The sequence below is a fragment of the Streptomyces sp. NPDC001604 genome (assembly GCF_042893475.1).
Taxonomy (GTDB): domain Bacteria; phylum Actinomycetota; class Actinomycetes; order Streptomycetales; family Streptomycetaceae; genus Streptomyces.
In genome coordinates, this window is record NZ_JBIAUY010000007.1 from 157,425 (window position 1) to 181,807 (window position 24,383).

Annotated in this window: 26 protein-coding genes; 11 read left to right on the top strand and 15 right to left on the bottom strand. The window is 71.1% G+C overall.

Annotated features, from left to right (window positions below; genetic code table 11):
* Positions 1–2: 2 nt before the first annotated feature.
* Complete coding sequence (locus ACFY1E_RS21350) at positions 3–362, bottom strand: excisionase (RefSeq protein ID WP_389078175.1); 360 nt, start codon at positions 360–362, stop codon at positions 3–5.
* Between the two features lie 68 nt (positions 363–430).
* On the opposite strand from ACFY1E_RS21350, the gene ACFY1E_RS21355 reads away from it, so the two are divergent.
* The 5 genes from ACFY1E_RS21355 to ACFY1E_RS21375 all read left to right on the top strand — a co-directional run bounded on the left by ACFY1E_RS21355 (position 431) and on the right by ACFY1E_RS21375 (position 4,481).
* The gene (locus ACFY1E_RS21355; RefSeq protein WP_389078178.1) at positions 431–1,402 is read left to right on the top strand and encodes a Clp protease N-terminal domain-containing protein; all 972 of its coding nucleotides are present in this window, start codon (positions 431–433) and stop codon (positions 1,400–1,402) included.
* A 68-nt stretch (positions 1,403–1,470) separates the two neighbouring features.
* A complete protein-coding gene (locus ACFY1E_RS21360) occupies positions 1,471–2,574 on the top strand; it encodes an FAD-dependent oxidoreductase (RefSeq protein WP_389078624.1) in 1,104 nt (367 codons plus the stop codon).
* 38 nt (positions 2,575–2,612) lie between these two features.
* On the top strand, positions 2,613–3,551 hold the full coding sequence (locus ACFY1E_RS21365; RefSeq protein WP_389078180.1) for a sigma-70 family RNA polymerase sigma factor: 939 nt from the start codon (positions 2,613–2,615) through the stop codon (positions 3,549–3,551).
* Between the two features lie 64 nt (positions 3,552–3,615).
* Complete coding sequence (locus ACFY1E_RS21370) at positions 3,616–4,173, top strand: dihydrofolate reductase family protein (RefSeq protein ID WP_389078182.1); 558 nt, start codon at positions 3,616–3,618, stop codon at positions 4,171–4,173.
* Positions 4,170–4,481, top strand: coding sequence for an EthD family reductase (locus ACFY1E_RS21375; RefSeq protein ID WP_389078184.1), 312 nt, complete (start codon positions 4,170–4,172; stop codon positions 4,479–4,481). The genes ACFY1E_RS21370 and ACFY1E_RS21375 overlap by 4 nt, the downstream gene beginning before the upstream one ends.
* A gap of 22 nt (positions 4,482–4,503) precedes the next feature.
* Here the strand turns inward: ACFY1E_RS21375 and ACFY1E_RS21380 are convergent, their stop codons facing one another.
* Both ACFY1E_RS21380 and ACFY1E_RS21385 read right to left on the bottom strand, forming a co-directional pair.
* Positions 4,504–4,836, bottom strand: a complete 333-nt coding sequence (locus ACFY1E_RS21380; protein WP_389078186.1) for a DUF2218 domain-containing protein — start codon at positions 4,834–4,836, stop codon at positions 4,504–4,506.
* Between the two features lie 49 nt (positions 4,837–4,885).
* Positions 4,886–5,617, bottom strand: coding sequence for a flavodoxin family protein (locus tag ACFY1E_RS21385; protein WP_389078189.1), 732 nt, complete (start codon positions 5,615–5,617; stop codon positions 4,886–4,888).
* A 170-nt stretch (positions 5,618–5,787) separates the two neighbouring features.
* Between ACFY1E_RS21385 and ACFY1E_RS21390 the strand changes: the two genes are divergently transcribed.
* Positions 5,788–6,240, top strand: a complete 453-nt coding sequence (locus ACFY1E_RS21390) for an SRPBCC family protein (protein ID WP_389078191.1) — start codon at positions 5,788–5,790, stop codon at positions 6,238–6,240.
* Positions 6,241–6,248: 8 nt separating this feature from the next.
* A complete protein-coding gene (locus ACFY1E_RS21395; RefSeq protein WP_389078193.1) occupies positions 6,249–6,578 on the top strand; it encodes a TfoX/Sxy family protein in 330 nt (109 codons plus the stop codon).
* Positions 6,579–6,590: 12 nt separating this feature from the next.
* On the opposite strand, the gene ACFY1E_RS21400 is transcribed toward ACFY1E_RS21395, so the two are convergent.
* The 8 genes from ACFY1E_RS21400 to ACFY1E_RS21435 form a co-directional block, all read right to left on the bottom strand.
* Positions 6,591–7,574 carry an aldo/keto reductase gene (locus tag ACFY1E_RS21400; protein WP_389078195.1) on the bottom strand — a complete coding sequence of 328 codons (984 nt, stop codon included), beginning with the start codon at positions 7,572–7,574 and terminating at the stop codon, positions 6,591–6,593.
* Positions 7,575–7,662: 88 nt separating this feature from the next.
* Positions 7,663–8,325 carry an NUDIX domain-containing protein gene (locus tag ACFY1E_RS21405; RefSeq protein ID WP_389078197.1) on the bottom strand — a complete coding sequence of 221 codons (663 nt, stop codon included), beginning with the start codon at positions 8,323–8,325 and terminating at the stop codon, positions 7,663–7,665.
* 57 nt (positions 8,326–8,382) lie between these two features.
* Positions 8,383–9,831, bottom strand: coding sequence for an alpha-amylase family glycosyl hydrolase (locus tag ACFY1E_RS21410; protein WP_389078199.1), 1,449 nt, complete (start codon positions 9,829–9,831; stop codon positions 8,383–8,385).
* Positions 9,828–12,581 carry a glucosidase gene (locus ACFY1E_RS21415; RefSeq protein ID WP_389078201.1) on the bottom strand — a complete coding sequence of 918 codons (2,754 nt, stop codon included), beginning with the start codon at positions 12,579–12,581 and terminating at the stop codon, positions 9,828–9,830. The genes ACFY1E_RS21410 and ACFY1E_RS21415 overlap by 4 nt, the downstream gene beginning before the upstream one ends.
* Positions 12,582–12,674: 93 nt before the next feature.
* Positions 12,675–14,318 carry a serine/threonine-protein kinase gene (locus ACFY1E_RS21420; protein WP_389078204.1) on the bottom strand — a complete coding sequence of 548 codons (1,644 nt, stop codon included), beginning with the start codon at positions 14,316–14,318 and terminating at the stop codon, positions 12,675–12,677.
* Between the two features lie 186 nt (positions 14,319–14,504).
* Positions 14,505–15,593, bottom strand: a complete 1,089-nt coding sequence (locus ACFY1E_RS21425; protein ID WP_389078206.1) for an FAD-dependent oxidoreductase — start codon at positions 15,591–15,593, stop codon at positions 14,505–14,507.
* Positions 15,594–15,749: 156 nt separating this feature from the next.
* Positions 15,750–15,992 carry a hypothetical protein gene (locus tag ACFY1E_RS21430; protein WP_389078209.1) on the bottom strand — a complete coding sequence of 81 codons (243 nt, stop codon included), beginning with the start codon at positions 15,990–15,992 and terminating at the stop codon, positions 15,750–15,752.
* A gap of 32 nt (positions 15,993–16,024) precedes the next feature.
* The gene (locus ACFY1E_RS21435) at positions 16,025–16,519 is read right to left on the bottom strand and encodes a PaaI family thioesterase (RefSeq protein ID WP_389078210.1); all 495 of its coding nucleotides are present in this window, start codon (positions 16,517–16,519) and stop codon (positions 16,025–16,027) included.
* A gap of 101 nt (positions 16,520–16,620) precedes the next feature.
* Here ACFY1E_RS21435 and ACFY1E_RS21440 point away from each other — a divergent pair, with 101 nt between their 5' ends.
* Complete coding sequence (locus ACFY1E_RS21440) at positions 16,621–17,094, top strand: winged helix-turn-helix transcriptional regulator (protein ID WP_389078213.1); 474 nt, start codon at positions 16,621–16,623, stop codon at positions 17,092–17,094.
* Positions 17,095–17,142: 48 nt separating this feature from the next.
* Here ACFY1E_RS21440 and ACFY1E_RS21445 read toward each other — a convergent pair whose 3' ends face one another.
* Together ACFY1E_RS21445 and ACFY1E_RS21450 are read right to left on the bottom strand one after the other, a co-directional pair.
* Positions 17,143–17,670: a DUF1062 domain-containing protein gene (locus ACFY1E_RS21445; RefSeq protein WP_389078215.1), complete on the bottom strand. Its 528-nt coding sequence runs from the start codon at positions 17,668–17,670 to the stop codon at positions 17,143–17,145.
* A gap of 211 nt (positions 17,671–17,881) precedes the next feature.
* Positions 17,882–19,861, bottom strand: a complete 1,980-nt coding sequence (locus ACFY1E_RS21450; RefSeq protein WP_389078218.1) for a heavy metal translocating P-type ATPase — start codon at positions 19,859–19,861, stop codon at positions 17,882–17,884.
* 110 nt (positions 19,862–19,971) lie between these two features.
* Between ACFY1E_RS21450 and ACFY1E_RS21455 the strand changes: the two genes are divergently transcribed.
* Complete coding sequence (locus ACFY1E_RS21455) at positions 19,972–20,331, top strand: ArsR/SmtB family transcription factor (RefSeq protein ID WP_389078220.1); 360 nt, start codon at positions 19,972–19,974, stop codon at positions 20,329–20,331.
* Here ACFY1E_RS21455 and ACFY1E_RS21460 read toward each other — a convergent pair.
* Both ACFY1E_RS21460 and ACFY1E_RS21465 read right to left on the bottom strand, forming a co-directional pair.
* Positions 20,328–21,497, bottom strand: a complete 1,170-nt coding sequence (locus ACFY1E_RS21460) for an acyltransferase family protein (protein ID WP_389078223.1) — start codon at positions 21,495–21,497, stop codon at positions 20,328–20,330. The genes ACFY1E_RS21455 and ACFY1E_RS21460 overlap by 4 nt on opposite strands.
* A gap of 135 nt (positions 21,498–21,632) precedes the next feature.
* Entirely contained in the window at positions 21,633–22,550 is a 918-nt protein-coding gene (locus tag ACFY1E_RS21465) for an SGNH/GDSL hydrolase family protein (RefSeq protein WP_389078224.1), read from the bottom strand.
* A 288-nt stretch (positions 22,551–22,838) separates the two neighbouring features.
* Here ACFY1E_RS21465 and ACFY1E_RS21470 point away from each other — a divergent pair, with 288 nt between their 5' ends.
* Both ACFY1E_RS21470 and ACFY1E_RS21475 read left to right on the top strand, forming a co-directional pair.
* Positions 22,839–23,090, top strand: coding sequence for a hypothetical protein (locus ACFY1E_RS21470; protein WP_030936072.1), 252 nt, complete (start codon positions 22,839–22,841; stop codon positions 23,088–23,090).
* A gap of 15 nt (positions 23,091–23,105) precedes the next feature.
* Positions 23,106–24,293: an SPFH domain-containing protein gene (locus ACFY1E_RS21475; RefSeq protein WP_389078227.1), complete on the top strand. Its 1,188-nt coding sequence runs from the start codon at positions 23,106–23,108 to the stop codon at positions 24,291–24,293.
* Positions 24,294–24,383: the final 90 nt, after the last annotated feature.

The window sequence follows — 24,383 nt, forward strand, 5'->3', positions numbered from 1 at the left end:
GGTCACTCGCGCTCCAGCGCGGCAAGCCGCAGCTCGAGCTGGTCGACACGGTGCCGCAGCAGGGCGACCTGGGCTTCCAGGCTGACTTCCCGCTCCGCCCGGCGCTGAATGCGCGGTGATGCGGCGGCGCGCTCGATCACCGCGTCCAGCTGGACCAGGCGCTGCGGCCCGTTCGGGCCGTCCACCAGCCGGGACTGGATCTCGCCGTTGCGGTACCAGGCGCGCAGGGCCGAGCGGGACACGCCGGTCTCGGCCTCGGCCTTGGCCAGTGTGACCCAGGGCTTCTCGTCCAGCTGCTCGAACAGCTCCAGCTCGTTCTGCCAGCGCGCGAGCCGGTCCTCCCAGTCCGACGGTGTCTCCATCACACCCTCCCTTCACCACGGTGACCCTATCAATACCAGCGTATTGACACGGTTGAGACCATGGAGACATGACTTTCGAGAGGTTCACAGTGAAAGCCCGCCGGGTGGTCGTCGCGTCCCAGGAGCAGGCGAGGCAGCTCAAACACAGCCACATCGGCACGGAGCACCTCCTGCTGGGGCTGCTCGACGTGCCGGACGGCCTGGCGGCGCAGGTCCTGCACCAGCTCGGGTACGACAAGGAGACCGCGCAGGCCGACATCGCCGCGGCGGTGGAGCCCGGCACGAAGGAGCTGAGCGGCCACATCCCGTTCGCCGGGCGCGCGAAGAAGGTGCTGGAACTCGCCCTGCGCGAGGCACAGCAGCTGCACCACGGCGACATCGGTACGGAACACATCCTGCTCGCCCTGGTCAGGGAGGGCGAGGGCGTCGGCGCGAAGGTGCTCGCCGAGCGGATCAATCCGGTCAGCAAGATCCGCGCGGCCGTACTGGCATCGGTGGAGGGGGCGCAGGACGCTGCGGCCGGCCCGTGGCCGAGCGGCACACCCGCCACCGAGGACACCCTGTCCACCGCGGGCGCACTGGCCGGCGGCGCTCCCGTCGGCAGCCATCACCTGCTGGAGGCGATGCTCCGGGCGGAGAACAGCATGGCGGCCAGGGTGCTGCGCGAACTCGGCGTCGACCCGGACGCCGTAGCCGCCAAGATCGACGAACTGGACCCGGAGACGACCACCGACGCGAACCCGGAGGAGGCCGCCGCGCGCAAGATGGAGATCCGGCTGGTCGACGACGAGGTGCACCTGATCCTGCGGGACCCGGCAACGGTCGCGGCGGCCAGGAAGGTGACCGAGCTGTCCGGCGGCCCGGTCCAGGGCGTCGGACCGGTCGCCGGCCTGTTCGTCCCGGTGTGGCGGTCGGCCGACCAGCTCCTCCAGCAGATCCAGCGCACGCTGGAACCGGAGCCCGAGGAAGACGACGGATCCGCCGCGAGCAAGGTCGCCAAGGCCGTACGCACGGTCCTCGCGCCTCGGTTCCGCCGGTGAACCGGGTGGTCGGCGGGCCGGAACCTGCCGGTGGGACGCGCGAGAACGGGGGCTCGGGGAGCACAGCGATCGCCATCGTGGGAGGTGGCTTGGGCGGTCTGGCGCTTGCCCGTGTGCTGCATGTGCACGGCATCGACGCCGCTGTGTACGAGCGTGAGTCGTCACGCAATGCGCGTGGTCAGGGTGGCATGCTCGACATCCACTCCGGCCAGCGTGCACTGCGAGAGGCCGGGCTGATCGACCAGTTCCACGCGATTGCCCGTGGTGAAGGCCAGGACATGCGGCTCCTCGAGCCGGACGGCACCCTGCTGCTCCGAGAGGACACGCCCGACGACGCCCCGCTCGACCGCCCCGAGGTCGACCGTGCCGATCTGCGCAACCTGCTGCTGGACTCCCTGCCCGACGGTACGGTGCGCTGGGGGCACGCGGTCGAGTCCGCCGGCGACGGCCTGCTGCACTTCGCCGACGGCAGCAGTACGACGTACGACCTGCTGGTCGGCGCCGACGGCGCGCAGTCCCGGGTCCGTTCACTGCTCACCGACGCCCGACCGGCGCACACCGGCCAGAACATCGTCGAGCTCGGCATCCCCGACATCGACCGCACCCACCCTGACCTCGCGGCGATGGTCGGGCGCGGCAACTACTGGGCGCTAGGCGACGGGCAATCCCTGTCGGCGCAGCGCAACGGCGACGGCCGGGTACGCGTCTACCTGAGCTGGCACAACACCGCCGAGGACTGGTTCGCGACCAGTGGGATCCCCTTCGGTGACCCTGCGGCCGCCCGGGGGCGGCTGATCGACCTGTTCGCCGACTGGGACCCCCGGTTCACCGCACTGATCGCCGCCTGCGACGACACGGTCCTGCCGCGGTCGATCACCACTCTCCCGGTCGGCCTGACCTGGCCGTCGAGGCCGGACGTCACGCTGGTCGGCGATGCCGCGCACCTGATGCCACCGGTGGGTCAGGGCGCCAACATGGCACTGCTCGACGGCGCCCTGCTCGGGCTCGCGCTGGCCGCGCATCCGGACGACTTTCCCGCCGCGGTCAAGGAGTACGAACGCGAGATGTTCGAACGCACCGGTGCCGCCGGCCGCCAGTCCGCGCGTATGCAGCAGCTCCTGTCGTCACCCGACCCCGCCCGCAAACTGCTCGCGTTCTTCCGACCGGGCTGAAGGCAACCGCACGGGCCGTGCCGGGCATGATGACCCCCATGGACCTTGAGCCGTACCGGGGCGAGTTGGTGGCGTACTGCTATCGGATGGTGGGCTCGTTCCACGAGGCCGAGGATCTGGTGCAGGAGACGATGCTGCGGGCGTGGAAGGCCCGGGAGCGGTACGACGCCTCCCGCGCCTCGGTGCGGACCTGGCTGTACCGGATCGCGACCAATGTCTGTCTGACCGCGCTGGAGGGGCGGGCGCGGCGGCCGTTGCCGTCCGGGCTCGGTGCGCCGAGCGAGGACCCGGGGGCGGCGCTCACGCCGGCCTTGGACATCCCGTGGCTGCAGCCGTTCCCCGATGCCCGCTACGACGTCGAGACACGGTCCGATCTGCGGCTGGCGCTGGTGGCGGCGATGCAGCTGCTGCCGGCGCGGCAGCGGGCCGTGCTGGTGCTGCGCGAGGTGCTGGAGTTCAGTGCCGCGGAGGTCGCGGAGCAGCTCGGGACGACGGTCGCCGCCGTCAACAGCTCGCTGCAGCGGGCCCGGGCCGCGGTCGCCGAGGCGGGCGATCCGGGCGAGGTCCAGGAGCCGGACGACGCGGGGGCGCGGGAGGTCGTGCAGCGGTACGCGCGTGCCTTCGAGGCTGCCGACGTCCCCGCCCTGGTGCGGCTGCTGACCGACGCGGCCGTGCTGGAGATGCCGCCGGTGCCGCTGTGGTACCGGGGCCGCCGCGACTACGGCCTGTTCATGGAGCGGGTCTTCGAGATGCGCGGGACGGGGTGGCTCACACGGCAGCTCACCGCCGGCGGACAGCCCGCTCTCGCCGCCTACGCGCCGGCCCGGGACGGCGGGCACCGGCTGCACACCCTGCAGGTGTTCACGGTGGCCGGCGGGCGGGTCGCGCGGAATGCGGTGTTCGCGGATCCGCGTGTCTTCGAGGCGTTCGACCTGCCCGGGGAGATTTCTTCGGACGACTTCGGCCGCGGGCGATGAGTCCGGGCGGCGGCGCCGGTACATACCGGTGACCACCTACCGGGATTTCCGAGAGGACCTCGACATGAGCGTCATCGTCATCGCATTCACCACTCTGGACGGCTTCGTCTCCGACCCGGACGGCCGTGGCGGCACCCCCGGCGGCGGCTGGATGTTCCGGCACGGCCCCGAGGCGGTCGCCGGGGACAAGTTCCGGCTCGGGGCCGCCCTGGACGAGGGGGTCCTGCTGCTGGGCCGCACCACCTGGGAGCTGTTCTCCCAGCTGTGGCCGCACCGCGACGACCCGTTCTCCGTACGCATGAACGCCGCCCGGAAGCTCGTCGCCACTCGCACCCTCACCGACGTCTCCGCCTGGGCCAACTCGCAGATCCTCACGGGCGACCTGGTGGACGCGGTCAAGCAGGAGAAGCGTGACGTGGTCGTCGCCGGCAGCCTCAGCGTCGTCCGTGCACTGATGGCCGAGGACCTGATCGACGAATACCGCCTGATCACCTTCCCCACGCTTCTCGGCACCGGCGACCGCCTCTTCCCCACGGACACCCCGCCCGTCCACCTCGCATGCGAGTCGGCGGAGCAGACGGGCCCTGCCGTCCTCGCGCGCTACCGCAGGGCCGGACGATGACGGCACGCTTCCTCGTCCTCTACGGGGCTCCGCCCGACCCCGCGGCATTCGACCGGCACTACCGCGAGGTCCACCTCCCGCTCGCCCGCAAGCTGCCCGGCCTGCGCCGGTACACACTCGGCCGCGAGGTCACCGCCGTGCGCGGGGGCGAACCACCCCATCTGGTCGCCGATCTGGAGTGGGACACGGCGGAGGAGCTGCGCGCCGCGTTCGCCTCCCCGGAGGGCCGCGCCTGCGCCGAGGACGCGGAGCGCCTGCAGAGGCTTGCAACGGTACGCAGCATGGTCTTCACCGTGGACGAGGCCTGACGCCGGCCTCTGATCACCTGGGTCAGGCCGGGTCCTCCGTCCTGCGCTGGGTGGTGCCGGGGGTGCCGGTGTCGCGGTGCCATTCGACGACCAGTTCGTCCTTGGTGCCGAAGCGGACCAGGTGGCGGCCGACGACGTCCTCGAGCAGGTCGAGGTGCTCGGCGTCGGTCTCCACCGAGAGCAACAGGGCTCCCTCGGCCGCGGTGAGGGAGCCCGTCCCGTTCTGGAAGACCAGGCTCCCCTCCCCCGCCTGCTCGTCCCAACTCGCCTGGCTGCGGCGGCCGAGGTGGGAGGCGAGCTGCTTGGCGTAGCGATGCGGGCGGTCGGTGATGACGCGGGCTTCGGAGCGGGGCATGGCGGACTCCCGGGTTCGCAGTGACGCGGCTGGAGTCGATGGTAGGGATTCAGCGGTGTTCGGGGTTCTCCGCGTCGAAACGGCAGCCGGCGTCCCACTCGGAACGCTGGTTGCCGTGGGCGGGGATGCCCTTGGCGCGCTTCAGCATGGCGGCCAGATGCATAAGGTTCCAGGTCATGAACGTGGTGTTGCGGTTGGTGAAGTCGTTCTCCGGGCCGCCGGATCCGGGGTCCAGATACGACGGTCCGGGCCCCGCCGCTCCGATCCAGCCGGCGTCGGCCTGCGGCGGGATCGTGTAGCCGAGGTGCTGGAGGCTGTAGAGGACGTTCATCGCGCAGTGCTTCACGCCGTCCTCGTTGCCGGTGATCAGACAGCCGCCGACCCTGCCGTAATAGGCGTACTGTCCAGCGGGGTTGAGCAGCGAGGAACAGCTGTACAGCCGCTCGATCACCTGCTTGGTGACCGAGCTGTTGTCGCCGAGCCAGATCGGCCCGGCGATGACCAGGATGTCCGCTGCCATCACCTGCTCGTACAGCGCCGGCCAGTCGTCGGTGGTGAAGCCGTGCTCGGTCATGTCGGGGTAGACGCCGGGGGCGATGTCGTGGTCGACGGCGCGGATCTCGGACGTGGTGACCCCGCGCGACATCATGATCGACGCGCTCTTGTCGATCAGCCCCTGGGTGTGGCTGAGCTGGGGCGAGGGCTTGAGGGTGCAGTTGATGAACAGGGCGGTGAGGTCCTCGAAGCGGTACGCCTCGTCGGTCGCGGGCGGTGCGGTCATGGGCGTGCTCCTTCAGACGGGGTCGCCGGGGCGGTTCCGAGCCACGGCTCAGCAGCAGCCTCTCGCCGGGGCGGCGTTTTGTCCTGCGCTGGCGCGGCGGCGTAAGAGACCCGTCATATCGGGACGACGTACGCCGCGCGCCCGCAGCCCGGCGCGGGGATCCTGTGAAGGTGACGATCGATGTGTCCGTGGCACGCGTCATCCCGCTGTCACCCGAGCGGGTGGCGGAGTACGCCATGGACTGGCGCCACGACGCCGACTGGACGCAGGGCATCCGGACGGCCGAGCTGACGCGGGAGGCGGACGGGGACGGCTTCGGCGTCGGCGCCGAGGTCACCCGTACGGCGTTCTTCCTCGGGCGGCGCATCGACTACGTCCTGCGTGTGGCCGCGCACGACTTCCCGCGGCTGCTGGACATGGTGTCGGTGGCGGGCCCCATGCCCATGCACGTGACGTACTCCTTCGAGCCGGACCCGGCCGGCACCCTGGCCCGCATCCGGGTGCAGGGCGGCTCCGGCGGCTTCTACCGGCTGGCCGCGCCGCTCCTGGCCCGCCAGGTCCGCTCCTCCCTGCGCAAGGACCTGCGCGATCTCGAACGCAGACTCACGCACCGCACGGACTGAGGCCCCTCATGGCGTACGACGAAGGACTCGCCGAACGGATCCGGCAACACCTGGGCGCCGATCCCGGCGTCGCCGAGAAGCGGATGTTCGGCGGCATCGCGTTTCTGCTGCACGGCAACATGGCCGTCGGTGTGATCGGTGACGACCTGATGGTCCGGGTCGGCCCCGACGCGACGGACGCCGCGCTGGCCCGCCCGGGTGCCCGGCTGTTCGACATGACGGGCCGCCCGATGCGCGGCTGGGTCGTCGTGGACTCCTCGGCGGTGACCGAGGACGAGACGCTCGGCGAGTGGATCGACGAGGGGTACGGCTTCGCCGCGGGTCTGCCACCCAAGTGAGGGTGAGCGGCCTCAGTGCGCGGCGTCCAGCCGGGCCCGCTGCTCCTCGGTCAGTTCCAGGTCGACCGCGGCCAGGTTCTCCTCCAGCTGGGCGAGCGTCGAGGCTCCGGCCAGCGGGATGATCGGGAGACCGCCGCCCAACTGCCAGGCCAGCACGACCTGGTTGGCGGTGGCCCCGGTCTCGCGGGCGATCTCGTGCAGGACGGTGAGGCGGACCGGAGTGCCGGGGTGGTCGTAGTCCGCGGGCAGCCGGGCGGGGTAGGTGTAGCTGCCCTTGAGGAGGGGTGAGTACGCGACCAGGGTCAGGGCCGGGTCGGCTCGCAGATACGTCAGCAGGTCGGGGCCCGCGTGGCCGAGGCTGCCGTCGGGGAACATGTCGCTGGATACGTCGGTGCGCGGGCGCAGATAGCTGTGCGCGTACTGGAGGACCTCGTAGCCCGGCAGCCCGGCCGCGGCGGCGATCGCGCGGGCCCGCTCCACCCGCCAGGCGGCCTGGTTGCTGACGCCGAGCAGTCCGACCGTGCCCTCGGCGACCAGTTCCGCGAAGCCCTCGACCGTCTCCCGCTGGGGCACGGTCGGGTCGTCGATGTGGGCATAGAGCAGGTCGAGTTTGTCGACACCGAGGCGTTCGCGGCTGCGTTCGGCGGACTCGCGGATGACCTTCGCCGAGAGGCCCTCCGGGTTGTCGATGTAGCTGGTGCCGGGGGCCAGCGGGCGGGCGCCGAGCTTGGTCGCGATGAAGATCTCGTCGCCGATGCCGCGGCTGCGCCGCCAGCGGCCGAGGAGTTCCTCGCTCTGGCCGCCCTGGCCGCCGTCGACCCAGAAGGCGTAGTTGTCGGAGGTGTCGATGAAGTTGCCGCCTGCCTCGACGTACCGGTCGAGCAGGGCGAACGATGTCTCCTCGTCCGTCCGCGAGCCGAACAGCATCGCGCCGAGCGCGAGCACGCTCACCTCGCGGCTGGTGTGTGGGTCTGTTCCGATGGTGCGGTACTTCATGCCGGGCCTCCCGTCCGCGCCCGCGTTTCGGGTACGAACGGGAGTCTTCAGCTTGAAGCGCACACGAAGTCAAGGGGCCCCGCGCGCACTACTTGCTGAACGGGCCCTCCAGCGCCGCCCACTGCAACAGCATGATCGTCTTGGCGTCGGCGATCTCGCCGGTGCGGATCATCTCCAGGGCCCGGCGGAAGGGCAGTTCGACGATCTCGATGTCCTCGCCCTCCTCGTCGAGGCCACCGCCCTCGTGGGTACGGGTCGAGGGGCCGTAGGCGGCGGCGTAGAAGCTGACGCGTTCCGTGACCGAGCCCGGGCTCATATAGACGTCGAAGACGTGCTGGACCTCACCGATGGTGTGACCCGTCTCCTCCACCACCTCGCGCCGCACGGCGAGTTCGGGGTGCTCGTCCTCGTCGTCGAGGAGTCCGCCCGGTGTCTCGACCAGCATGCCGTCGGGGTGCCCGTTGACGTACACCGGGAAGCGGAACTGCCTGGTCAGCAGCACGGTTTCGCGTTCGGTGTCGTAGAGCAGCATGGTGGCCCCGTTGCCGCGGTCGTGCGTCTCGCGCTGCTGGGTGGACCAGGTGCCGTCGGCGTGCCGGAAGTCGAAGGTGGTGGCACGCTCGACGTACCAGTGGCTGGAGAGCAGTTTCACCTCCCGCACCCTCACACGGGGGTTGCCGGTCAGGTCGAGTCCGGTGCGGTCCAGGCCGGTACGGCCGCGGCGGTCCGGGGTGTCGATGCCGGCGGTCATCGTGGACCGCCGGCCGTGCGTACGTGGGTCATGGTCGGTGTCTACCACGGCCGCCGGTCAGGTCAGGGTCAGCACGTGCGAGTGCCAGGCCGGCAGGTCGACGAAGAGGCCCGGGGTGAGTAGCTGGTCGCCGTCGCGGTCGTAGGTCTGGCCCGTGAGCAGGTCCGTCAGCAGACAGGGGTGGCCGGACAGGTCGGACCAGGGCAGGGATACTTGTCCCTGGGACGGGGTGTCGGAGTAGTTGACGATCACCAGGTGGCGGGTGGCGGGGCCGGTCCAGCTCCAGGCGAGCAGGTTGTGGTGGGTGTCGTTGTCCGGCCAGCCGGTGGTGGTGAGGAGGCGCCAGTCGCCTTCGCGTACGGTCGCCGCGGCGGGGAGCAACTGCTCGTGGAATGCGCGGAGTTGATCGTCCGGCGGTTCCTGTGGGCGGCGGGCGAGGAAGACGGGTGGGCGGACCCTGCGGCCCTCGAACTGGCCCTCGTGCCAGAGCGTCGCGCCGGGCAGGGTGGCGATGGCGACGGCTGCGGCGCGCTCCTGCGCGCCCGGCAGGGTGGCGGCGGCCCGCGGCTCGTCGTGGTTCTCCAGGAAGCGGACCAGGCCGCGCTGGTAGCTGAGGTCGGCCTGGAGGTGGCTGCGGGTGGACTCGGCGTTCTCGTGGAGGAGGCGGTCGTAGAGCCGCTTGTCGTAGCAGTGGTCGAAGCCCTGCTGCTGCAGGGCCCATTCGAGGTCCCAGTACGCCTCGGCGACGAAGAGGAGGTCGGGGTGGTGCGCCCGGACGCGCGGGACGACGTACGGCCAGAAGTCGTCCGCGGGGAGCGGGCCCGCGCGGTCGCCCCAGGTCTTGGCGAAGACGTCGTTCATCAGCAGCATCGCCATGTCGCAGCGCACGCCGTCCGCCTGGTCGCCGATGGAGACGAGGGTGTCGACGGCCGCCGTGCGCAGATCCTCGCTGAAGGCGTTGAGCTGGACGACGTCCGGCCAGGGGGCGAAGTAGGGGTCGCGGCCGTTGGCGTAGACGTGGCGGCCGACGTCGAGGAAGGCCTCGGGTGACCGGTCCAGGTCCTCGCGGGTGCCCTGGATGAGGCGCTCGGGGTGCTCGGTGAGCCAGGGGTGGTCGGGGGCCACGTGGTTGGGCACGTAGTCGAGGATCAACCGCACGCCACGGGCCGCCAGTTGGGCGCGCGCCTCGGCCAGGCCGTCCGGGCCGCCGAGGGAGGCGTCGACCACGTAGTTCCGTACGCAGTAGGCGGATCCGGCGATGTCCGCCTGGGTCAGGTCCGGCAGCGCCTGGCGGAACGACGCGAGCAGGGACTCGTCGCGCAGGGCGATCGCGAGGCCTGCCGGGCTGCGCTCCCAGACGCCCATCAGCCAGACGGTGTCGATGCCGGGTCGTGCGACCTCGTCCCAGACCTCGCCGGGCACATCGCCGAGGGTGACGCGGCGCCCGTACCGCCCACTCAACTCACCCAGCCAGACAAGGGTGTTGATCTCGTAAATGACGGTCATGACAGGGGCTCCTCGTCGCCCGAGCCGGCGAACCGCTCGTCCCGTTCGTCCCGTTCGCGCGCAGAGCGCAGGGACTCCCGGCCGCCGCGGTGCCAGTCTTCGGCGCTGATGGCGTGGAAGAGGGTCGCGGTGGCGGCCACCAGTCCGGTCCAGCCGGTCTGGTGGGAGGCGCCGAGGCCCGCGCCGTTGTCGCCGTGGAAGTACTCGTAGAAGAGGATCAGGTCCTTCCAGTGGGGGTCCTTGGCGAACTTGGGCTGTGCGCCGTGGACGGGTCGGTGGCCGTCCTCGCCGGTCAGGAAGGTGGCGGTGAGCCGGTCGGAGATCTCGCGGGCGACCTCGTAGAGGTTCAGCCGGCGTCCGGAGCCGGTCGGGCACTCCACGGTGAAGCCGGGGCCGTGGTAGCCGTGCAGGTTGAGCAGGGCGCGGATGAGGAGGAGGTTCACCGGGAACCAGACCGGGCCGCGCCAGTTGGAGTTGCCGCCGAACATGGCGGAGTCGGACTCGGCGGGCAGATAGCCGACGCCGTACGTCCGGCCGTTGACCTCGAAGTGGTACGGGTGCTCGGCGTGATAGCGGGAGAGGGACCGGATGCCGTGCGGGCCGAGGAATTCGTCCTCGTCGAGCATGCGGGCGAGGATGCGGCGCAGCCGGTCCTCGCCGAAGAGAGCGAAGAGGTAGCGGCCGTTCTCGTCGGCCGTGCCCAGGTCGTGCTGTTGGACGACGGCTTCGACGGCCGGGTGCCGACGGATGAACTCCCTTGCTCCTGCCACGAGTTCGGGGAAGGTCCGGTCGGCGCGGCCGCCGATGACGCTGGTCGCCGCCAGTGGTATCAAGCCGACCAGGGACCGCACCTTCAGCCGGGTGGCGGTGCCGTCGGGCAGCCGTAGGACGTCGTAGAAGAAGCCGTCCTCCTCGTCCCAGAGGCTGGCGTTGTCCTTGCCGATGCGGTTCATGGCGACCGCGATCCACGCGAAGTGCTCGAACAGCATCTGCGCCTGCTCGACGTAGACGGGGTTGTCGACGGCGAGTTCGATGGCGATGTCGAGCAGGTTCTGGCAGTACAGCGCCATCCAGGCGGTGCCGTCGGCCTGGTCGATGTGGCCGCCGGTGGGCAGGGGGGCGCTGCGGTCGAAGACGCCGATGTTGTCGAGGCCGAGGAAGCCACCCTGGAAGACGTTGTTGCCGTCGACGTCCTTGCGGTTGAGCCACCAGGTGAAGTTCTTCGTCAGCTTCTGGAAGGCGTTCTCGAGGAAGGCGCGGTCGGCGTGGCCGGTGCGGTGCTTCTCGAGTTCGTAGACGAAGAGGACCGCCCAGGCGTGCACGGGCGGGTTGACGTCGCCGAAGTTCCATTCGTACGCCGGGATCTGGCCGTTGGGGTGGAGGTAGAGGCGGCGCAGGAGGAGCTCCAGCTGCCCCTTGGCGAAGCCGATGTCGACCATGGACAGGGCGAGGGTGTGGAAGGCGAGGTCCCAGGCCGCGAACCAGGGGTACTCCCAGGTGTCCGGCATCGACATGACCTCGTCGTTGACCATGTGGTACCAGGCGCTGTTGCGGACGTTCGGGTCGGCGGCGAGGGGGTCGACGCCGTGCTCGGCGAGCCAGCGCTCGACGTCGAGGTAGTAGTACTGCTTGCTCCACAGCATCCCGGCGAGCGCCTGACGCACCAGCCGGCGCTCGTCCTCGCTCATGCCGTCGGGGACGACGTCCTCGTAGAAGGCGTCGGCCTCGGTCCGGCGGATGTCCATGGTGGCCGCGAACTCCGCCCAGGGCTCGGCGAGTTCGGCGTCCGACAACCGCAGCCGGACGGTCGCGCTGTCACCTGCCGGGACGGTCAGGGTGTGGTGGAGGGCGGCCTTGGTGCCGGTCTGCGCGGGGTTGACGGCGCTGGTCTCGCCGTGGACGACGCAGCGGTCGATGCCGTCCTTGACGTAGGGCGTGCTGTTCGGGCTGCCGAAGATGCGCTCGTTGTTGGTCTCGTTGTCGGTGAACAGGGCGGGGGCGTCGGTGTCGCAGTACAGCCATCTCGGGCCGAGTTCGTCGTGGTCGGCGCGGATGGTGTCCGCCGTCCTCGTCAGGCTCGGTACGGCGGTGCCGCCGGCCCAGGACCAGGTGTGCCGGAACCAGAGGGTCGGCAGGAGGTGCAGGGTGGCCTCGTCGGGGCCGCGGTTGTGCGCGGTGATCTCGACGAGCATGTCCTCGGGGCCGGCCTTGGCGTACTCGACGAACACGTCGAAGTAGCGGTCCTCGTCGAAGATGCCGGTGTCGAGCAGCTCGTACTCGAAGTCGCGGCGGCCGCGGGCCTTGTTGGTGTCGACGAGGTCGGCGTAGGGGAACTCGCCCTGCGGGTACTTGTACAGGTACTTCATGTACGAGTGGGTGGGCGTGCTGTCGAGGTGGAAGTAGTACTCCTTGACGTCCTCGCCGTGGTTGCCCTCGGCGTTGGTCAGGCCGAACATCCGTTCCTTGAGGATCGGGTCGCGGCCGTTCCACAGGGCGAGTGAGAAGCAGAGCCGCTGCTTGTCGTCGCTGATGCCGGCGATGCCGTCCTCGCCCCAGCGGTAGGCGCGGGAGCGCGCCTGGTCATGGGTGAAGTACGACCAGGCCTCACCATCGGGGCTGTAGTCCTCCCGGACGGTCCCCCACTGCCGCTCGCTGAGGTAGGGACCCCAGCGGCGCCAGTCCGCCCGGGACGCGTCGGCCTCGGCCAGCCGCTGCCGCTCGGCGCCCACCGCGCCACTGTCCTCCGCCATCGCCGCCTCCTCGCCCAGCCCGGCATTGCTCCCAGACTCGGGCGTCTTGGACGGGGTCGCAATGGGTGGGGGGCGGAGGGGTGGCGTGAAGGATCAGCTGTCGGCGGGCATCACCGTGCTGATCGTGCCCTTCTTGTCCGCCACGAGATAGCCGGTCCGGCCGTAGTCGTCAGTGAGGTAGACCCTCACCCCGACGGGAAAGTCGAAGGCGTTGCCCGGGGGGTCCAGCAACAGGTACCGGGTGTTCGCCTTGGGCACCTTGAGCTTCTTCTTCGCCTGGACCAGCAGTGAGGGGACCTTGTCCCAGTCGAAGTCGTCCAGGCGGACGGGTGCCTCTTCCCCAGACAGTGTGCCCTTGTCGAGGTCCTCCTGTACGCCTTGGCCGGTGCGGTAGGTGTACGAGTCGTACGCGGTGGTGCTGCCCTTCACCATCACCTCGGCCGAGACGAACCCCGGGTAGACCCTCAAGTCGCCGAAGCGGTCCCGGCCGGTCTCCTTCTCGATGGCCGCGATCGCGGTGCGGATGCCCTGCGGGGTCAGCAGGTCGGTCGTGGCGGTCGGTTCCTCGGCCGAGGGAGAGGCGGTGGCGCCGGCCGAGGACGATGTCGTGGTGCCGGAGGCCGCGGACCGGGAGCCGTGGGTGCCGGAGCCCGTGCCCCCGGACGCGTGCGTGTCCGACCCCGGCAGCAGGTTCCACACGAGTACGCCGGCGAGGGTGACTCCGGCGGCGGGCAGGACGAGCAGCGTCCAGCGGCGGCGGCCGGCAGGCACCGGGGTGGTCGGTGGGGCGTACGGCGGTGGCGGCGGTGGGGCGTCCTGCGGCGAGGTGTCCCGCGGTGGCACGGCCGGGGGCTGCAGGGGGAAGGACGTGGGTGTCTCGGTCCGGGTCTGCCGGGCTGCGTCGGCCAGCATCCGTTCCAGTTGCCGGGAGTCGGGGCGGGCCTGGGGGTCGCGGACGAGGACGCGGGCGAGGACGTCCGTCAGGGGGCCGGCCATGACCGGTGGCGGTATGTCGTCGGTGAGGACCGCGGCGAGGGTCGCAAGGGTCGTGCCCCGGCGCAGTGGATGGTGGCCCTCGACGGCGACGTACAGCATCATCGCGAGCGACCAGAGGTCCGAGGCCGCGCCGCCGTCCTTGCCGGAGACCCGCTCGGGTGCCATGTAGTCGGGGGTGCCGATGACCGAGCCGGTGGCGGTGAGGGCGGTGGCGTCGCGGATGGCGGCGATGCCGAAGTCGGTGAGCACGGGACGGCCGTCGGGGCGCAGCAGGACGTTGGCCGGTTTCACGTCGCGGTGTTCGATGCCGGCCTCGTGGGCGGCCCGCAGCGCGACCAGCACTTCGAGGCCGATGCGTGCCGCCTCGACCGGGTTCATCGGGCCGCGGGCGAGGCGGTCGGCCAGGGACCCGCCGGTCACGAGTTCCATGACGATCCACGGGTAGGTCCCGGGGCCGCCGTCGACGATGTGATGGATCGTCACGACGTTGGGGTGGTGGACCCGGGCCAGGGCACGGGCCTCCCGCAGCACACGCTCCCGCAGCAGCCGTGCGGCCTCCGGGTCGTACTCGGCGAGGCCGGGGTCGGACGGCCGTACCTCCTTGATGGCCACACTGCGGTGCAGCATCAGGTCGGTGGCCCGCCAGACCATGCCCATGCCTCCGCCTCCGAGCCGTGCCGTCAGCTCGAACCGTCCGTCGACAACCCGTCTCGCAGGGGTGTCTCTGCCCTCGTCGCTCATGCGCGGGAGCCTAGTGGGCGGTGCCGACAGCCTCACATCCAGCTCGGTGAGCGAAGCCCGGCGGCTGCGCCGGGCCGGCGCACTTCGGAACGCTCGTGGTCCATACCGCGGAACAGCGCGGTGACCTGCACGCCGAGACCGCGTGCCGGCCGGGGCGAGGACGGCCTGGCCGGTCACCGCCGCTTCTTATCCCGTGCGACCCAGCCGGAAGCGGGGGTGCGGCTCCGCGCGGCCGGTCGCGAGGTCGGCGGCCAGCGCGCCGATGAGCGGGGTGAACTTCGCGCCGTGTCCGGAGCACGGGGAGACGATGACGAAGGGGCCGTGCCGGTCGAGGACGAAGTCCTCGTCGGGGGTGGTGGTGTAGAGGCACGTGGCCTCGGCGACGGGGGCGGGTTCGAGGCCCGGGAGCCGGTCGCGGACGAAGCCGCTGACCCGCGTCCGCGACGACGCATCGACGACTCCGCTGCGGGTGCGGGCGGTGGTGGGTGTGCCGCGGTCGTGCTCGGCGACCTTGACCGTGGGCAGCGGGCCGCCGTCGCTTCCCGACGGCAGGCCGTAGAGGTGCAGCGCGCCGTCCCAGATCAGGGTCGGCCACTCTACGGACGGATCCCGCTGCGGGAAGTGGAAGACCTGTTGCTGGGTCACCTCCAACGGCGGCAGCGGTACGGGCAGTTCGAGTTCCGGCAGCCAGGCACCGGCGGCGATCACCACGGTGTCCGCGAGGACCTCGCGGCCGTCGTCGGTGCGCAGGAGCACCCGCTCGCCGCCCTGGACGTCGATGCCCGTGACACGGGTGCCGATGATCGCTTCGGCGCCGTGCTCGATCGCCCGCCGGACGCAGGCCGCCACGGTCCGGTCGGCGTCGACGACGCCCGCGTCCGGGTGGTGGAGCACCGGGCCCGTGATGCGGATGTACGGCCAGCGCTCCGAAGCTTCCTCCAGGCCGAGGAGCTCATGGGGCACTCCGGCCCCGGAGAGGAGCTCGGCGATCGCCTTCGTGTCGCGCTCCTCCCCCATGTCGAGGCCACCGGTGGTGCGCAGCAAGGGAGTTGAGCTGTCGTGCTCCAGTTCCCGCCACTGCTCGTACGCCTGTCCGGTCAGCTGTACGTAGAAGGGGTCGGCGTACGCCCGCCGGATGATCCGTGAGCTGCCGTGCGAGCTGCCCTTCTTGTGGCCGATGTCGTACGCCTCGATCAGCGTGACCTCGTGGCCGCGCCGGGCCAGCTGCCAGGCGGTGGCCGCGCCCATCAGCCCGGCACCCACGACGGCGATCACAGACCCTCCCGGGGATCCGGTTCGTACCCGCGAGCGGAAGGCGGGCCATGGCATCGGATTCGATGGTAAGGGCAACCAGGTTCTCGGGCTCCGGATGCGGGAGGTGGGCCCTGCCGCGGGCGCGAGCGCGGGCGGGAGTCCGGGTCTCCATGGTCATCACATGCAGGTGGTCCGTCGGCCGACGACCGGCCTCCACGGGATCCAGGCGGGCGGCGAGCCCCTCGTCCTGGGTGGAGATGCCGGCCGGGTCGCGGCCGTCCTGGTGGTCGCCGAAATGGCCTGCTGCGGAGCCGGGTTCACGGTACTGGGCGTCGCGCTGGGGTGGTTGTCGCCGAGCGCGATCACTGCGGCCGTACCGACGGCGACCACGTCCGCGCCGGGCGCAAGGGCCTCGGCCATGTCGGCAGGGCCGAGCAGGGCGTACTCGGGCCTCAGGCGCCCGGCACCGGGAACAGCATGCAGCTGCTGGTGGCGTGGGCGAGCAGGCGGTCCGCCGAGTCGAAGAGCTGCGCCTCGGCGAGTGCGGTGCGCCGGCCGCTGCTCAGGATGCTGCCGACGGCGCGGACCTTGCCCGTGTCGGCGGTGATCGGGCGCAGGAACTTCACCGTCAGGTCGAGCGAGGTGTATCCCATGCCCGGCGGCAGGGTGGACTGCACGGCGCAGCCGGCCGCCGAGTCGAGCATCGTGGCGTAGATGCCGCCGTGGACGCTGCCGATGGGGTTGTAGTGCTCCTCACCCGGCTCCAGGGAGAACACCGCGTGGCCATGGTCGACCTCTTCGATCGACATGCCCAGCGTGGCGGCGATCGGCGGCGCGGGCAGCCGGCCGGCGAGGATCTCGCGGAGGAAGTGCAGGCCGGAGCCCTGCCCGACGGCGCCCGCCGAGATCGCGGGGTCGTCCCAGTCGTACGTACGAGTGCGTTCCATGCGGCTGCGGTTCCTCCCTGACCAACTGACTTCGTTTCTCGAAGCTAGCTCCGCGATCAGCTGACTGTCAATGCAGAAGCCAGGTGTTCTACGATGGCGGTATGAAGTGGCTCGAGATGAGCACCGAGAACTGTCCGGTCCAGCGCAGCCTCAACCTGATCGGCGAGAAGTGGTCGCTGCTGCTCCTGCGTGACGCCTTCAACGGGGTACGCCGCTTCGACGACTTCCGCCGCCATGTGGGGCTGTCGGAGGCGGTCCTGTCCGACCGGCTGCGCAAGCTGGTCGCGGCCGGGATCCTGCGGACGGTCCCCTACCAGGAGCAGGGCAGCCGGACCCGCTACGAGTACCGCCTCACCGCCAAGGGCCGCGATCTGTGGCCGGTCATCGTGGCGCTGCGACAGTGGGGCGAGGCGTACGTCGGGGATCCCGAGGGCCCGGTCCTGGAGGTCAGGCACCGCGACTGCGGCGCTCCGGTGCGGGTCGTGGTCGAGTGCCCCGAGGAGCACACCGCGCTCTCCCCGAGGGAGGTCACGGTGACGCCGGGTCCGGCGGCGCGCCTGCAGCCCGAGAGCTGAAGGCCTGTCCGGCGGAGCTGCCGGACAGGCCCGTGCCCCGGGGAGGGCTCAGCGCTTGAGCGTGAAGGTGAAGTCGCCGGAGAGCCTGCCGCCCAGCCGGACTGCCGAGACGAGCTTCCCGTCCGTGACCAGACGCTCGACCTCGGCCCGCGAGAGACCGCAGCCGGCTGCGATCAGCCACACCGGCCGGACCGGGATCCGCGCCGCGAAGCGCACCGAGACGTCGATCACCTCGCGGTCCAGGTGATCCGTTCCACCGGTGTCGAGGCGCCAGGCGCCGTCCCAGTCGAGGGCGGTGCGATTACGGCGCTGCAGAGCCGGCTCCTGGAGCAACTCCGCTGCCAGATCGGGGTCGTTGGCGTGCATCCGGTCCAGCAGCTCAGGTCGTACGCAGCGCACGTTCGTCCGCTCCAGGACCGTGAGCTTCGCCGTGTTCCCGCAATCGGTGCAGAGCACCAGCAGCCAGGCGTCCAGGAGCTTGTGGTGTGCGTTGACACGAAACCTGCCGTTGGCCCGGAAGCGTTCGGACGCGCAGGTGTGACAGCGGCGCAGAACGGTCGGCAGGCAGGTGGGCATGACCACCCAGGTATTGAGCACAGAAGTACACCGGTTTCAGTGAGAAGTCCGCAGCAAGAAGCAGCGCGGCGCAGCTGCGCGACGCGCGACAGATCAGCTCTCGGGGGGTCTCACACGGTGTACAACGGCACGTCCTTGCCTGGGCGACTCGGGTCGGCAGCACGGTAGGGCAGCACAGCGGCCCTGATCCACCGGTTTTCGACCGCGGACGTCAGCCGACCTCGGCGACCGCCCGCCGCCAGGCCCGCTCCCCCAGCAGCCGCAGCCCGTTGAGGCCGACGAGGACGGTGGAGCCCTCGTGGCCGGCGACGCCGAGGGGCAGCGGCAGGGTGCCTGCGAGGTCCCAGACGACGAGGCCCGCGATGAAGACCCCGGCGATCACCAGGTTCTGCACGACCAGGCGCCGGGCCCGGCGGGAGAGGGCGATCACCGCGGGGACGGTGGCGAGTTCGTCGCGGACGATGACGGCGTCCGCGGTCTCCAGTGCCAGGTCGGATCCCGCGCGGCCCATGGCGACACCGGTGTGGGCGGCCGCGAGGGCGGGGGCGTCGTTGACGCCGTCCCCGACGACGAGCACCCTGCGTCCCGCGTGCTCCAGTTCCGTCACCGCGCCCACCTTGTGCTGCGGCAGCAGTCCCGCCCGGAGGTCGTCGATGCCGACCTCGGCGGCCAGGTGCGCGGCCGCGCGAGGGTTGTCGCCGGTCAGCAGGGTCGGGGCGGTGCCGGTGAGGCGGGTGAGGGAGGCGACCGTGGCGGCGGCGTCCGGGCGCAGCCGGTCGGCGAGGCCCAGGAGTCCGACGGGGACACCGTCGGCCACGACGAGGACTGCGGTGCGGCCGGACTCCTCCAGGTCGGCCGCATGGACCGCCGCGTGCGCCGCCGCGGCGTCGGTCCCGCCGCTGAGGAGCCGGGCCGGAGCCCCGACCGTCACCCGCCACCCGTCGACCGTCGCCGTCACTCCGACGCCGGGCGTCGAGTCGAAGTCCCGCGCGGGCGGCAACGGCAGCCCCCGCTCGCGCGCCGCCTCCACCACGGCCCGCGCCAGCGGGTGCTCGCTGGGGTGCTCGGCGGCGGCCGCGAGTGCCAGCAACTCCCGTTCTCCCATGCCGGATCCCGGCAGCGGCCGTACGTCGGTCATCCGCGGCACTCCCTCGGTCAGGGTGCCGGTCTTGTCCAGCGCGACGGTGTCGACCTGGCCGAGCCGCTCCATCACCACCGCCGACTTGACCAGCACGCCATGGCGTCCGGCGTTGGCGATGGCCGACAGCAGGGGCGGCATGGTGGCCAGGACCACCGCACACGGCGAGGCCACGATCATGAAGGTCATGGCCCGCAGCAGCGCCCCGGTCAGCTCGGCGCCGAAGGCGAGCGGCACGAGGAAGACGGCGAGGGTCGCCGCCACCATGCCCAGCGAGTAGCGCTGTTCGACCTTCTCGATGAACAGCTGGGTCGGCGCCTTGGTCCCGGACGCCTCCTCGACCATGCGGACGATCCGCGCCAGCACCGAGTCGCCGGCGTCCCGTTCGACACGGACGCGCAGCGCGCCCGTGCCGTTGACGGTCCCGGCGAACACCTCGTCGCCGGGTTCCTTGAGGGCGGGCAGCGGTTCACCGGTGATGGTCGCCTGGTCGACCTCGCTCGCCCCGTCCAGTACGCGGCCGTCGGCGCCGACCCGCTCACCGGGCCGTACGAGAACGGTGTCCCCGATCGTCAACTCCTCGACGGGCACGGCCCGTTCGGAGCCGTCCGGGGCGATCAGGGTCGCCGTGGCGGGCGCCAGGTCCAGCAGGCCGCGCACCGAGTCTGCGGTCCGGGCCGTGGCCAGTGCCTCCAGTGCTCCCGAAGTCGCGAAGATGACGATCAGCAGGGCGCCGTCCATGACCTGACCGATCGCAGCGGCGCCGAGGGCGGCGACGACCATCAGCAGGTCGACGTCGAGGGTCTTCTCGCGGAGCGCCTTGAGCCCCTCCCAGCCCGGCTCCCATCCGCCGGTGACGTACGCCGCCGCGTACAGCGGCCCCCAGGTCCAGGCCGGTGCGCCGGTCAGTTGCAGTGGCAGCGCGAGCAGGAAGCAGACGGTGGCCGCGACGGCCCAGCGCACCTCGGGCAGCGCGAGCATCCGGGTGCGCCGCCGGGGCACGGGCGCGGTCGGGACCGGGGCGGCCTGGGGCGGAGTGAGCGTGGAGGTCATGCTCCGACCATACAGGAACACATGAAGACCCATTCATTTCTTCATGAGTGCATGGTCATGCGTGCCTGGGTAAGGGACTACGGCCGCTCACCCTCCGTAGGATGAGCGGCATGGGCCATGGAGCTGACACCACCACCGCCGCAACGGCACGCGAGCGCCTGGAGAGCGTGGGTGCCGCCGACGTGGCCGCCACGCTCCAGGCCCTGGCGACCCCGTCCCGGCTGCGCATCCTGGCCCGTCTGCAGGAGGGCCCGTGCGCGGCGACCGAACTCGCCGACGCCGTGGGCATGGAACAGTCCGCCTGCTCCCACCAGTTGCGCCTGCTGCGCAACCTCGGCCTGGTCACCGGCGAGCGCCGCGGCCGCTCGGTCATCTACGCGCTCTACGACAACCATGTCGCCGAGCTGCTCGAACAGGCTCTCTACCACGTGGAGCATCTGCGGCTGGGCCTGCGCGACAGTACGCCCTAGGCGTCCTGGCCGTCCGGCTGCCGGACGACCGAACGGCGCTCGGCGGAGGGGCGGCGGCGCAGCAGCAGGCGTCTCGCGGGGCGCTCCACGGCCTCGTACAGGACCCAGGACAGGCCGAGGGAGACGGCGAACGCGACGCCAGTCACCGCGAGGCCCGCCATCGGGCCGAAGAGGGGTTTCGTGCCGAGCACGTTGGTCCCGGCCCTCAGCACGAGCAGGTGGACCATGTAGAACGCGAAGGAGAGCTCCCCCAGCCGTACCAGTCGCCGGTGGCGCCACATCGAGGGCAGAGCGTGCAGGTCGGCGACGGCCGCCGCCGCGATGAGCAGGGCGAAGCCGATGACCGTGCAGACGGTGGCCGGGTAGCCGTCGGTGATGTGCGGCACGTGCGGGACGAGGAAGTAGCCGATGATCGCGAGGGCGAGCGAGGCCTCCAGGCCGGGTCCGCGCCACCGGTCGAGCAGCACCAGCCGGGCGACGGCGACGCCGAGGACGAACTCGGGCAGCCGCGCTGCGGGGAAGGAGTAGATCTGCTGGCCCAGCCAGCGGTGGGCGTCCACCCACGCCAGCCCCAGCACCGCCAGCACCGACGCCCCCGCCAGCGCGGCGGCGCCGCGGGCGCCGAGACGGCGCAGAAGCAGCGCCAGCAGCGGGAAGACGGCGTAGAAGAAGGCCTCGCAGGCCAGTGACCAGCTGACCGGGTCCAGCGTCTGCCACCAGGGCCGCCACCAGGAATGCACCAGCAGGACGTTGGCCAGCCCCTGGCTCAGGCTCGGCTTGGACTGGTGGGCCAGCGTGTACGCCATGAGCAGCGCGATCGCGGCGGTGACCAGGTGGACCGGCAGGATGCGAGCGACACGGCGGCGCCAGAACGCGGGCGCGCGGTCACCGGGCCGGGCCGACCAGGTCAGGACGAACCCGGACAGCACGAAGAAGAAGGACACCCCCGTCGCGCCGGCCCCGAACGCCCAGGTGACGAGGGAGCCGGCGGTGCCGTCGAAGTAGTGGAAGTTGTGCACGTGCAGTCCGAAGACCAGCAGTGCGGCCATCCATCGCAGGCCGGTGAGGGACGGCAGCGAGGGCGCCGGAGCGGACGGGGAACTCCTCGTGGTGCTTGCGGTCTCGGTGGTCGATGGCGTCCGGGGCGCCCTGGTCGCCGTCGTCATCGAATCACCTGCAGGGGACTGCTCGTGCTGTGCATGAAGCGGGGCATGAAGGGGAACGTTGCCCGTTCAGCATCTTTCATTCGTCCCCGTACCCGACGTCACACCAATGGGGCCGAACTTCGGCACCGCAGCCGCTCAATCGCGGTCGTGCCCCCTGCCCAGACGTTCGAGAACGGCACGCGCCATCGCTTCCTCACCCTTGGCGTTGGGGTGCGCGGGCGCGGCGGGCGAGGCCGGCTGGAGCGGTTCGATCCAGCGGACGTCGGGCGCCTGGCACATGTCGTGGCCCACCGTCGGCCCGTAGGTGTCGACGTACTCGGCACGGTCCCACTCGGCGACCAGCCGCAGCATCAGGTTCAGCCGCTTGCCGGTGTCCCGCAGATAGGCGAAGTCCTTGGCCGCGAACGGCACCGACGGATAGCAGCCGCTGCCGTCGTCGGGCAGCAGGTCGGGATAGCCGACGACGAGCACCCGGGCGTGCGGCGCCCTGGTGTGCACGGCCCGCAGCACCGCGTCGATCTTCGGTACGGTCCGTGCGATGGCGACCGTGAGCTGGTCGATGCCGGACGAGCCGTAGTAGCGCCGGCACGGGTCGCCGGTCGGGTCCTGGGAGCTGAGACGGGCGCAGGTGCCGATGATGGAGCTGAAACCGATGTCGTTGCCGCCGATCTGGACCGTCACCAGACCGGTGTCGCGGTTCAGCGCGTCGAGCTGCGGCTCGTTGGTGCCCTGCGCCTTCCACATGTTGTCGGTGGTCGCTCCGCTGCAGCTCACGTCCTTGAACGCGGTCGCCTTGCGCACCGCCGCCACGATCGAGGGGTAATTGTGGTCGGAGCGGGCGCAGTTGGCGTCCACCTGCTGCGGGATGAGAGGGCCCGCCGTGTAGGAGTCCCCGAGCGACACATAGCGGGTGTCCCGGCCGTGTCCCCCTCCGTAGGCCGCGGCAGGCGTCGTGGACGCCGCGACGAGGGCACAGCCGCCTAGCGCCGCCCCCACCGCCATCCCCCGCCGCCGGCGTCTCGCCGCTGAGCCCGAACGCGTGTCGTCCGCCATGCGATTCCTCCCCCTGAGACCCGGACGTCGCGCGGAGCCGCACCGAGGCGCGGCGTCACACGCGACGCAGCCTGTATACCGCCCGGTATGTATCCGGGGCCAGAGGCGGGAAGCAGGCAACTGACCTTTCCCACAAAGGGAATCCACCGGTTCCGGGGTCCGGAGACCCCCTTGGCCGGAGACCGCGACACCGCTGCGGCGCGCACCGAATCGACGAGCCCGTTGGGTCCCCGACCCAGGTAGGTCTATCGTCTGAATCGTGGGCCAGAACATAGGAGAGCGGCCATGATGCCGCAGGACGAAGCCGTGATCGGCTGCACGGGGAAGGTGCTCGTCGGAACGCGCGGATCCGCGGGGCCCGGCGAGATCCTGGTGCGCGTCAGAGGCGGTTCCGAGACCTTCCTCGCCTGGTCCGAAGATCCCCTGCCCACGGGGGCGACGGTGCTGGTGATCGAGTCGCGCGGATGTCGTGAGGTCGGCGTCATCGAGTGGGTGGATCCATTGGATGCGCTCGGCGGCGACGCCGTCGGCGCTGACTGAGGAGTAGAAAGAAAAATGTTCGGATACCGCGTTCCCGCTCCCGACGAGGCGATGTTGATCTCGGGAGGCAGGCGGGGACTGGGGGGCGCGCCGTTCCGAGTGGTGACGGGGCACGGGAAGTTCGTGATCCCGTTCTTCCGCAAGACCCGCTTCCTCACCCTGTCGATGTGCGAGTCCGAGGTCACGGAGACCTGTGTGACCCGCCAGGGCATCGCCCTGCATGTCCGCGCAGTCATCGCCTTCAAGGTCGGCAACGACCACGAGAGCATCATCAACGCCGGCCAGCGCTTCCTCTCCGACCAGGACCAGATGTCGGTCCTGACCGGGCGGATCTTCGCCGGTCACCTGCGGGCGATCATCGGCTCGATGACGGTCGAGGAGATCGTCACCGAGCGGCAGAAGCTCGCCGCGGAGGTCCTGGACACCTCCAAGACCGAGATGGCGAAGATCGGCCTGATCGTTGACTCGCTGCAGATCCAGTCGATCGACGACGGCGACGCCGGATACATCGACGCGATGTCCGCACCGCACAAGGCGGCCATCCAGCGGCAGGCTCAGATCGCCCAGGCCCAGGCCACCCAGGCCTCGGTCGAGGCGGAGCAGGAGGCGGCCCGCAAGCAGGCCGAGTACGCCCGGCAGACCGCCATCGTGAAGGCCCAGTACTCGGCCGAGGTGGACCGCGCCCAGGCGCAGGCGGCCCAGGCCGGACCGCTGGCGCAGGCGCACGCCCAGCAGGAGGTGCTCGCCGCGCAGACCGAACTGGCGCAGCGCCAGGCCAAGCTGCGTCAGCAGCAGCTGGTCGCCGAGATCGTGAAGCCCGCCGAGGCGGAGGCCGAGCGGGTCAGGGTGCTGGCGGCCGCGGAGGCGCAGCGCATGAAGATCCAGGCCGAGGCGGCGGCCTCGTACGACCGGGTCGCGCTCGACCGGATGCTGATCGACCAGCTGCCGCAGATCGTGAAGGAGGCGGCGGGCGGCCTGGCCGGCGCCAACGTCAACGTCCTCAACGGCGCGGACGGTCTGGGCGAGATCGCCGCCGGTCTGGTCTCCCAGGGGTTGACCATCCTCGACTCGGTTCGGCAGAACCTGAACGGCCAGGACGCCACGGACGGGCGCCGGTCCGAGGAGAGCGCCGGCAGCGGGCTGCTCCAGCTGCGCTCGGGCAAGGAGAGGAAGTCGGACGACGGGCCGGTCGACGTCGACTAGGCGCTCCGCGGGTGGTGCCGCGATGGGTCGCCTGTCGTCTGCGGGCCCGTTGTGGCTGGTCGCGCCCCGCGGCGGAGCCGCAAATGGATG